This window comes from Salibaculum sp. (genome assembly GCF_035270045.1).
In the GTDB taxonomy this organism is placed as follows: Bacteria; Pseudomonadota; Alphaproteobacteria; order Rhodobacterales; family Rhodobacteraceae; genus Salibaculum.
Window position 1 is genome coordinate 72,611 of the sequence record NZ_DATFIP010000077.1, and the last position, 10,069, is coordinate 82,679.

At 66.2% G+C, this 10,069-nt stretch carries 9 protein-coding genes and 1 tRNA gene; 6 read left to right on the forward strand and 4 right to left on the reverse strand.

Features of this window, described 5'->3' with window-relative positions; translation table 11 throughout:
* The first annotated feature begins 122 nt into the window (after positions 1-122).
* Positions 123-767 (forward strand): PAQR family membrane homeostasis protein TrhA, encoded by a 645-nt coding sequence (gene trhA / locus VJ897_RS13440; RefSeq protein ID WP_324056205.1) that lies wholly within the window; start codon positions 123-125, stop codon positions 765-767.
* On the opposite strand, the gene VJ897_RS13445 is transcribed toward trhA, so the two are convergent.
* Positions 764-1,477 carry a M48 family metallopeptidase gene (locus tag VJ897_RS13445; RefSeq protein ID WP_324056206.1) on the reverse strand — a complete coding sequence of 238 codons (714 nt, stop codon included), beginning with the start codon at positions 1,475-1,477 and terminating at the stop codon, positions 764-766. The two genes, trhA and VJ897_RS13445, sit on opposite strands and share 4 nt — an antisense overlap.
* Before the next feature lie 136 nt (positions 1,478-1,613).
* Between VJ897_RS13445 and VJ897_RS13450 the strand changes: the two genes are divergently transcribed.
* The gene (locus tag VJ897_RS13450) at positions 1,614-1,868 is read left to right on the forward strand and encodes a DUF8831 family protein (protein ID WP_324056207.1); all 255 of its coding nucleotides are present in this window, start codon (positions 1,614-1,616) and stop codon (positions 1,866-1,868) included.
* Here VJ897_RS13450 and VJ897_RS13455 read toward each other — a convergent pair whose 3' ends face one another.
* Both VJ897_RS13455 and VJ897_RS13460 read right to left on the reverse strand, forming a co-directional pair.
* Positions 1,869-2,576, reverse strand: coding sequence for an EI24 domain-containing protein (locus tag VJ897_RS13455; protein WP_324056208.1), 708 nt, complete (start codon positions 2,574-2,576; stop codon positions 1,869-1,871).
* Positions 2,573-3,148, reverse strand: a complete 576-nt coding sequence (locus VJ897_RS13460) for a nitroreductase family protein (protein WP_324056209.1) — start codon at positions 3,146-3,148, stop codon at positions 2,573-2,575. The genes VJ897_RS13455 and VJ897_RS13460 overlap by 4 nt, the downstream gene beginning before the upstream one ends.
* 248 nt (positions 3,149-3,396) lie before the next feature.
* Here VJ897_RS13460 and VJ897_RS13465 point away from each other — a divergent pair, with 248 nt between their 5' ends.
* The 3 genes from VJ897_RS13465 to VJ897_RS13475 all read left to right on the forward strand — a co-directional run bounded on the left by VJ897_RS13465 (position 3,397) and on the right by VJ897_RS13475 (position 7,077).
* Positions 3,397-4,989, forward strand: a complete 1,593-nt coding sequence (locus tag VJ897_RS13465) for a Na/Pi cotransporter family protein (protein ID WP_324056210.1) — start codon at positions 3,397-3,399, stop codon at positions 4,987-4,989.
* Between the two features lie 71 nt (positions 4,990-5,060).
* Positions 5,061-5,134: transfer RNA gene (locus VJ897_RS13470), tRNA-Gly, on the forward strand.
* A gap of 149 nt (positions 5,135-5,283) precedes the next feature.
* On the forward strand, positions 5,284-7,077 hold the full coding sequence (locus VJ897_RS13475) for an ABC transporter transmembrane domain-containing protein (protein WP_324056211.1): 1,794 nt from the start codon (positions 5,284-5,286) through the stop codon (positions 7,075-7,077).
* Positions 7,078-7,082: 5 nt separating this feature from the next.
* Here the strand turns inward: VJ897_RS13475 and VJ897_RS13480 are convergent, their stop codons facing one another.
* Positions 7,083-7,676, reverse strand: coding sequence for a LysE family translocator (locus VJ897_RS13480; protein WP_324056212.1), 594 nt, complete (start codon positions 7,674-7,676; stop codon positions 7,083-7,085).
* Between the two features lie 181 nt (positions 7,677-7,857).
* On the opposite strand from VJ897_RS13480, the gene VJ897_RS13485 reads away from it, so the two are divergent.
* Complete coding sequence (locus VJ897_RS13485; RefSeq protein WP_324056213.1) at positions 7,858-9,741, forward strand: acyl-CoA synthetase; 1,884 nt, start codon at positions 7,858-7,860, stop codon at positions 9,739-9,741.
* Positions 9,742-10,069 lie beyond the last annotated feature (328 nt).

A 10,069-nucleotide genomic window follows, 5' to 3' on the forward strand; every position in this document is an offset into this window, starting at 1 on the left:
CAGCCTGCCGCCGCCGGGCCCGGCCCGCATTGCGCCAGATCAAACCGTTGCGCTGCCTGCGCAAACCCCGCTTGACGTCACGTCCCCTGTGACAGTCCCGCGCGGATCGTTACATTGAAGGCATGACAGACCGAGCCACGACCCGTGCCGAGGTGATGGCGGATGCCGCGCTGCATATGCTGGGCATCGGCTTTGCCGTGACCGGCACCGTGGTGCTCCTGATCTTTGCCAGCGGTCGCGTCGACAGCGGCACGCTGGCTGGCCTGGCGGTCTACGGCGGGGCGCTGATCGCGTCCTTCGTGGTGTCGGCCTTCTATCACCTTGCCCCTTGGGAGGCTCTGCGCGACACCCTGCGGCGCATTGACCAGGCGGCGATCTATTTCAAGATCGCGGGCACCTATACCCCCTTCGCGGTCTTCATCGGCACGGGCTTTGCCTACGGTGTCCTGACGCTGGTCTGGGCGCTGGCCAGCATCGGGGCCGTGGTCAAGCTGGCCCTGCGCAAGCGCCCCGGCAAGTGGGCCGCGGTGATGTACCTCGTGCTGGGCTGGATGAGCCTGCTGCTGGCCTGGCCGCTGGTGCAACTGTTGCCCTTTGGGGCCTCGGTGCTGATCCTGGCGGGCGGCATCACCTATTCGGTGGGTGTGATCCTGTTCTACTGGGTCGAACTGCGCTTTGCCAACGCGATCTGGCACGGGCATGTGCTTGCCGCTTCGGCCTGTTTCTTCATTGCCATTTCCATGGGCACCTTCAGTTTGCCCGGCTAAAGGCCCCCGATCGCCGCGCGCACGGTTTCGATGCGGTCTGCATTTGCCGGGTGCGTGCCGAGGAAACGGTCGCCCGGGTCGGGGATGCGAAAGAAGAAGGCGGCGCCGCGCAACGGGTCGAACCCGGCCTTGGCTGCGACGATCGCGCCCAGGCGGTCGGCCTCAAGCTCGAATTCCTTGGAATAACTGCGTGCGCCCAGCGCCGCGCCCAGGTCCTGGGCCACGGCCACGTCACCGCCTGTGGCCCCCGCCAACTGGCCGAAGACCAGTGCCCCCAGGGTGGCATTGCGCTGCTGTCGTGCGATGTGGCCCGCGATGTGGTGCGCCGCCTCGTGGGCCATGACAAAGGCCAGTTCGTCGCGGTTTCGCGCATCTGCGATCAGCGCAAGGGTGAAGCCGATCACCGGGCGCCCGTCGTCGTCCAGCGTCTGGAAGGCATTGGCGGGTACCCCGGGTCGATCATCGACCACGATCAGGAAGTCGCAGTTGCGCCGCGGGGTAGTGCGCCGGCACTCGGCCTCGGCCACCGGTTCCACCCGGTCGACTACCTCGATAAAGGCGCGCTGGATCGCCCCTGCGTTGCGCGGGATGTCGAAGCCCTGCACCGGGGGCAGGATGGCCGGTGCCGGATCAGGTGCGTCGGCGATGGGCGGCATGGTACAGCCCGTCAATACGAGCCCCGCAACCAGGAACGCCCATCTCGCAAACATCGCCTGTCGCCTCTGCCAGGTTTCGCTTGTTGGCAACCTAGCATCCCTGCAACGGCACACCAGACCTGCCCGCCTTGACATCGCGCCCTTGGGCGAAAGACTGCCCCGACACCCAACCCGACAGGAGCCGCGCCCCATGTTCACGATCGAGCACGAATTCGACGCCACGGTCGTCACCCTTGTCGACGAGGGCGGAACCCACCTTCAGGAAGACGTGACAATCAATGCCTTCGAGGAGTGCGTGACCGTGGAACAGCTGGACCCGCGTCGCGACACGGTGGTGCGCGTCACTCTGTCGATGGCGCAACTGCGTGACCTTGCAATGGCTCTGGATCTGCCCGAGGGGGTCTATCGGCTGCAGCCCGAGGGGCGCGCGCCGGGCGGGGGCTGATCAGCCCCGCGGGTCAAGGGCCGTGCCCGCCAGCCGGTGGTAGAGATGCGTGAAGGTCGCCGCGCCGAGGATGGGGATGAACAGGTTCATGAGCGGCACTGTCAGCGGCAGCGCCATCAGGACGCCGGCCATCCAGATCTGCGGCAGGTTGGCCTTGCGCATGGCATCTGCCCCGGCGCGGCCCTCGCGGCGCATGGCGGCAACGGTGAAATACTCGCGCCCCAGCAGGAACCCGTTGAGCCCGTAGAAGATGAGGGGCGCGGCGAACGGCAGGATGACGTAAGCGAGGATCGCCAGAAGGTTGGCCCCGATCAGAACGCCCAGGAAATTGACCGTGTCGCGAAAAGCGTCCCACAGACTTTGCCGGCCCAAGGGCGGAAGATGCGGGTAATGGCGGTCCTCGACCGCCTGCGCCACATCGTCGAGAAACATCGAGGTGATGGCCGAGGCCACGGGAATCATGAGGAAGACCGAAAAGAACAGCATCATGGCGGCGCTGCCCCAGGTCAGCAGGTCGCCGATCCACGTGACCTCGCCGATGACCGGCAGCGACACCGAACCGGGGTCCGCCATCGTGGCCAGTTGCAAGACCCCCGCGTAGGCCGCCACCAGAAGCGCCAGGGTCAGCCCCACGCCCCACCACATGACCCTCCGAAACCGCGGGTCTCCGACCTGGCCAAGGGCCTTGGCGAAATCTGCCAGGATCATTCGAGGACCGTCACTTTCTGGCTCAGGTCCGGGCGTGGGCGGTCGGGCGGTGCATTTGTTTCGGTGCCGATATGAACCAGGCCCGCCACCCTCTCGTTCGGGGTCAGGTTCAGATAGGTTTCCACGAAGGTCCGGTCGTGCACCGGCCAGCCGCTCAGCCAGTTCGCGCCCCAGCCGGCGGCCAGCGCGGCGTTCAGCAGCGCAAGGCATGCCGCGCCAGCCGAGTAGGTTTGCTCGATGGCGGGTATCTTGTCGGACAGGACCGGGCTTTCGATCACCGCGACGGCCAGGTCGCCGTCTCTAAACTGTGCCAGGCCCTTCTCAAGCTGTTCTTGGGGCAGGCCCAGGGCGTCATGGCGCTGCGGGATGGCCGCGGCGAGCCGCTGCAGGACTGCCCGCTCGAGCACGATGAAGCGCCAGGGCTCCAGTTTGCCGTGGTCAGGCGTGCGCGCGGCGGCCGTCAGCATCTGGTCCAGTTCCAGCCGATTGGGCACCGGGGTGGTCAGCGTCTTGGCCGGGCGCGAACGCCGGGTCAGCAGGAAATCGAGCGCGGCCTGGTTGCGGGGCGGCATGAGCGGTGTCCTCCGGTCTGGTTTCGTGCCCAGATAGGGCCTTTGCAGATGGGTTGCCAGAGGGGCAAGACCGGGATCCCGCAAGCGGGCGCCGATCACAGCCGATCCGCGACGACCCCGCTGGCGCGGCCGATCGAGGGGATGACAGAGCCGGATTAGTCGGGCAAGTCCGGCCTTTGCAAAGGGGCCGGGCCGCGCTTGTATTCGGCCATCGCTGGCCGCATTGTCGAACGCGAGGGATCGCAACGATGTCGGAGACACTGACTGCACTGGGCGGGATCGGGTTGTTCCTGCTGGGCATGACGATCATGACGGAGGCGCTGCGCGAGGCGGCGGGCGCGAAGCTGCGTCGGCTGCTTGGCCGGTTCACGACCACGCCGCTGCGAGGCGTCGCGAGCGGCGCGGTGACGACGGCGGTCGTGCAGTCGTCCTCGGCCACGACAGTGATGACCGTGGGCTTCGTCGGGGCCGGGCTGCTGAGCTTTCCACATGCGCTTGGCGTGATCTACGGCGCCAATATCGGCACGACGGTCACCGGCTGGATCGTGTCGCTGGTCGGGTTCAAGCTCAAGCTGGGCGCGGTTGCGATGGGCCTGCTGTTCCTGTCCAGCCTGACGCTGCTGTTGTCACAGGGTCATGCGGCCCGGATCGGGCGGATCGGGGCCGGCTTCTGCCTGCTGTTCATCGGGCTGGACATGATGCAGGAGGGCATGTCCGGCGCGGCGGACTGGATCACGCCGGAACGTACACCTGGAACGGGCCTGGGCGGGATGCTGGCGATGGCGGCGCTGGGGCTGGCGGTCACCGTGGTGATGCAATCCTCGTCGGCGGCCGTCGCGGTGGTGCTGGTTCTGCTTGGCAGTGGTGCCTTGCCGCTGATCCAGGCGGCGGCAGCCGTGATCGGCATGAACCTGGGCACGACCTTTACCGCGCTGATCGCGGCGATCGGGGGGTCGCGGCCGATGCAGCAGACCTCGATCGCCAATCTGCTGTTCAATCTCGGGACCATGGCGATCGCCTTTCCCTTGTTGCTGGTGATTGCCGCGCCGCTTGAGGCACTGGCCGCGCGGACCGGGGATGATACCGCCCTCGTCCTGTTCCACACCGGGTTCAACCTGCTGGGGACGCTGGCCTTCCTGCCCGTTACACATCGGTTTGCCGCCCTGGTGGCAAGGCTGCGGCCCGATCTGAGCAAACGACTGACGCCGGAACTGGACCGCCGCCTGCTCAGTGACGAGGGCGCGGCGATGCAGTCCGCCCATGTCGTCGTGACCTGGGCCGCGCGAGAGATCTTTTCGGCCTATGCGCAGGCCCTCGGCCCCAGGCGCGATCTGCGGCGGCTGTCGGCGCTGGAGCCGCGGGTGAGACTGACACTGGACGACCTGAAGGACTACACGGCCCGGATCTCCATGCCGCGCAACAAGCCGGCAGAGGCCGCTGCCTTTGCCGCCCTGATGCACCAGGTCGACCACCTCGGGCGCCTTCTGGAACAGGCCCGGCGACGTGATTTCATCCACGTGCTGGAAGATGACGCGGTCACCCGGCGGCCTGCGCGATGGTTCGCCGCCTGCCTGGCGTCCGACCGGAAGCTGGAACTTGCACAGATCGGCGCGCGCATGAGCCGCATGAACGAGCCGGTCGCCCACCGGTTCAAGAGACACCGGCGCGGTCTTCTCTTGGGCGAGCATGTCGGGATCTACTCGGTCCAGAACACGTTCCAGGCGACTGATGCGATGCGGTGGCTCAGGCGGATCATGCACAACGTGGAGCGCGTTGGCGAATACGACCGGGAGGTGCGCGACAAGTTGGGTCAAGGGCTGCCGACCTCCCCGGCAGCGTAGCCGTCCCCGGTGCCCGCACACGCTTCGACTTGACCGCTCCGAGCGCATCAAATAGGACGTCGTGCAGGCGAGCGGGTATGGTGAAATGGTATCACACGAGCCTTCCAAGCTCTTGGTGCGGGTTCGATTCCCGCTACCCGCTCCAGGAACATGCCCCTGACGTCCGCCCTTGACAGCACAGGTCGTGGCGCCGGACGACGGTCTGGAGCCCGTGGTCGCGCCCCCCACCCGAGACTTGTGCTTGGCTGGGTCTGTCGCTAAGTCACGCGCAATTACGCGACGAACAGGACCGCCATGGCACGCGCCCCCCACAGCACTGACGATGATCGCGCGAAGTCCAAGCGCGTTGGTGCGCTGGCTGAGCTTTGGCCTTTCCTGCGTCCCTACCGTGTCATGATGACGGCGGCGATCCTGGCGCTGGTCGTGACGGCGGTGATATCGCTCATGCTGCCCATCGCGGTGCGCCGCGTTGTGGACAATTTCGACACCTCCTCGGGCCAGTTGCTGGATCAGTATTTTGGCGCCGCTCTGTTGATCGCGGGGTTGCTCGCGCTGGGCACGGCCGTGCGCTACTACCTGGTCACGCGGTTGGGCGAGCGCGTGGTCGCCGACATCCGCACCGCCGTTTACGACCGGATGATTTCCATGTCGCCCGCGTTCTTCGAGCGGATCATGACCGGCGAGGTGCTCAGCCGGATCACCACGGATACTACCCTGATCCTCAGCGTGATCGGCTCCTCGGTCTCGATCGCCCTGCGCAACCTGCTGCTTTTTATGGGCGGGCTCGTGCTCATGCTCTTCACCTCGGCCAAGCTGACAGGCATGGTGCTGCTGGTGGTGCCGGCGGTGGTCGTGCCCATTGTGCTGCTGGGGCGGCGTCTGCGCAGCCTGAGCCGCGAAAACCAGGACTGGATCGCGGCGTCTTCGGGCAATGCCTCCGAGGGGCTTCTGTCCGCCCAGACGGTGCAGGCCTTCACCCACGAGGGCCTTAGCCGCGCCCGGTTCCACGACGTCACCGAAAAGAGCTTCGTCGCCGCGCGCCGCCGGATCGGGGTGCGGGCGGTGATGACGGCCATCGTGATCTTCCTCGTTTTTGCCGGGGTGGTTGGGGTGCTCTGGATCGGGGCGCGCGACGTGCGCGCCGACCAGATGTCCATCGGCGAACTGGTGCAGTTCGTCATCTATTCGGTCATGGTGGCTGGCGCCGTGGGCGCCCTGACCGAGATCTGGGGCGAATTGCAGCGGGCCGCCGGCGCGACCGAACGTCTGGTGGAACTGCTTGGGTCCACCGACGCCGTGCAGGACCCGGCCAACCCGCTGCCGGCCCCCGCGGCGCGCCGGGGCGAGATCGTTTTCGAGGATGTGACGTTCAGCTACCCGTCGCGCCCCGGGCAGAGGGCGCTGGACGGCATCGACCTGAAGGTGAACCCCGGCGAAACCGTGGCGCTGGTCGGCCCTTCCGGGGCGGGCAAGACCACGATCATTCAACTTCTCCTGCGGTTCTACGACCCCGAGGGCGGCGCGGTGCGGTTCGACGGCACCGACCTGCGCGAGATGGCCAGGGCCGATTTCCGCCGTCACATTGCGCTGGTGCCGCAGGACCCGGTGATATTCGCCGAAACCGCGCGCGAGAACATCCGGTTCGGCCGACCCGATGCCACCGATGCCGAGGTCGAGGCCGCCGCCCGCGCCGCCGCCGCCGACGACTTCCTGCAGGCGCTGCCGGAGGGCTACGACAGTTATGTCGGGGAACGCGGAGTGATGCTGTCAGGCGGGCAGAAACAGCGCATCGCCATCGCCCGCGCAATCCTGCGCGATGCACCTGTCCTGTTGCTGGACGAGGCGACCAGTGCGCTGGACGCCGAAAGCGAACGCGCGGTTCAGCACGCCGTCGACACACTGTCGCGGGACCGCACCACCTTGATCGTGGCGCATCGGCTGGCGACGGTGAAAAAGGCCGACCGGATCGTCGTCTTCGAGGAAGGTCACATCGTTGCCCAAGGCACCCACGACGCGCTGGTGGCCGAAGACGGCCTCTATGCCCGGCTGGCACGCCTGCAATTCACCGAAGGTCTCGCGGCGGAGTGATCCGCTCAGGCGGTCAGCAGCCAAAGCGCCACGCCGATCAGCAGCAGGCCGAATCCGAAATTCAGGACCCGCGCGGAGCGGTCATTGCGGAACCAGCGGCCCAACAGATCACCTGCCAGCGTCCAGACCAGGAATGCCACGAAATTGTTGAGCGTGAAGACCGTGGTGATCACCAATGTCGCACCTGGGATATCGGACATCAGGGGCGCGAATTGCGTGAACATCAGCACGATAATGACATAGGCCTTGGGGTTCAGAAGAAGCAGCAGCGCCCCGTCGTGCAGGCGGGCCGGGCGGGAAACGCCCGTGCCCTTTAGCGCGCCGGCCCGCGAAAATCGCAGGGCGAGCCAGGCGACGTAGGCGGCCCCGGCCCATTGCAGCGCGCGCGCCAGGGGCGGCGCGGTGGTCATGGTGCCGATCAGTCCCAGGCCGATGGCCAATGTCACCAACCACGTCGCGAGGTGGTAGCCGACGAAGGCGGGCAGGGTGGCCGCAACGCCGAAGCGTGCCCCGTTGGCCGCGAAGAACAGGTTGCCGGGCCCGGGGCTGTAGGCCAGTGGGAAGAGAAACAGCACAAGGGCAAGGGTGAGTTCGGTCATCGCACGTCTCCTTGCCCGAGTGTGATCCGGCGGCTCGGACGCCGCGACCCGGAACATGCGCATCTGACGGGCAGGAATTTCGCCGCGTCACTCTTGCTTTGTCATCGCGGCGCAATCATCATTTGGCGAAACGATCATGGGCCGCAAAAGGCTTCGGCGGTCTTTCAGGGAGGAGACGACCATGAGCTTTGCCTCGATGGCCGATCGCAACGCGATCGAGCAGGAAATGCCGTGGGAAGAGCGCGACATGCCGGCGACGCTCTACCAGATGCTGTCGCACACCGAGGCGGCCCACGGGCGGCGCAAAGCCCTCACCTTCCAGATGTTTTCGGACCCCAAGGCACCGGACGAGACGCTGACCTGGACCGACCTCAAGGACAAGGTCAGCCAGGCGGCCAACATGTTCCGGGGTCTGGGCGTGGGCGAAGGCGATGTCGTCGCCTTCCTGCTGCCCAACTGCACCGAGGCGGCGTTGACCTATCTGGGCGGGGCGGTGGCCGGGATCGTCAACCCGATCAACCCGCTGCTCGAACCCGAACAGATCGCCGCCATCCTGCGCGAGACCGACGCCAAGGTCCTGGTCACGCTCAGGGCCTTCCCCAAGACCGACGTGGCCCAGAAGGCCGCCGAGGCGGTGGCGCTGGCCCCCAATGTCGAAACCGTGCTCGAGGTGGACCTGCTGCGCTACATCACGGGGCTGAAGAGACTCATCGTTCCGCTGGTGCGGCCCAAGACCCATGTCGGCCATCAGGCCAGGGTGATCGATTTCAACACCGAGCTGGACCGGCACGCGCCCGTTCTGGCCTTCGAGGACAGCCAGGCGGACCGCGTGGCCGCCTATTTCCACACCGGCGGGACCACCGGAATGCCCAAGGTCGCACAGCACCGTTATTCGGGGATCATCTACAATGCCTGGCTGGGCCAGCGGCTGCTGTTCACCGAAACGGATGTGCAGATGACGCCGCTGCCGATGTTCCATGTCTTCGCGACCATCGTGTCGCTGGGCGCCTCGCTGGGGTCCGGCGCGCATATCGTGTTTCCCACCCCGCAGGGCTATCGTGGCGACGGCGTCTTCGACAACCTCTGGAAGCTGATCGAGCGCTACAACGCGACCTTCCTGATCGGGGTGCCCACGGCCCTGTCGGCGATGATGCAGCGCAAGGTGGATGCCGACATTTCCTCGTTGCAACTGGTCTTCTGCGGGTCCTCGCCGCTGCCGCTGGAGCTTTACCGCCGATTCGAGGAAGCCGCCGACGTGACCATCTGCGAGGGCTATGGTCTGACCGAGGCCACCTGCCTGGTCTCGATCAACCCGCCCGAAGGGGAAAAGCGCGTGGGTTCCATCGGTCTGCCGTTTCCCCATTCGGACGTGCGCATCCTCAACCATACCTCTGACGGCCCGGCCGAGGCGCGGGTCAACGAGATCGGCGAGATCTGCGTCGACAGCCCCGGTGTCTTCGAGGGCAAGACCTATACCCAGACCGAGAAGAACAACGGCCTGTTTCACCACGACCGTTACCTGCGCACCGGCGACCTGGGCCGGATCGACGAAGACGGCTATCTCTGGATCACGGGCCGCGCCAAGGACCTGATCATTCGCGGAGGCCACAACATCGACCCCGCCGAGATCGAGGAGGCCCTGGCCGGCCACGAGGCCGTGGCCTTTGCCGCCGCCATCGGTCAGCCCGACGCCCATGCCGGTGAACTGCCCTGCGCCTATGTCGAACTGGTGGACGGCGCGAAGGTGACGGCGGACGAGTTGATGCTGTTCGCCAACGAGCGCATCCACGAACGCGCGGCGCACATCAAGCACCTCGATATCGTGCCCGAGCTGCCCAAGACGGCCGTGGGCAAGACGCTCAAGAACGAGCTGCGCAAGCTGGCCATCGCCCGGATCTACGGGGCGGCGCTGTCGGCGGCCGAGGTGGCCGCCGAGGTGGCCAAGGTCGAAGAGGACAAGAAGCTTGGCCTTGTGTGCTACCTGCGCAAGACCGGCACAGTCACCGATGCGGACGTGCAAAAGGCCCTCGGCGCCTATACCCGGCCCTGGGACTGGGCCGGGTGAGGTCGTGACCGGATCGTAAGGGGGCGCCAACCGGTGCCCCGCCGCTGGCCCCCGGATCACCCTTCCGAGGACCGAACAGCCGACCTGAGCGGTGTCAGACAACTTGCCATGTCTGGAAAATGGTGCTGCTGGAGAGCACCCACATATTGTATGTGCTAGTTCGCCTCTGTCCACATTTGCGCCATTAAGGCTTAAAAACTTGGTCCTGTCTGTCTTTGCTTGTCTTGTGCTGTTCGGTCCTATCCAATACCCTAGGGTGTATATTTGGGTGGACGAGAAATGAGAGCACGGAACAGGCTGACAGCGGGGTTTCTGAAGTCGCCACCGG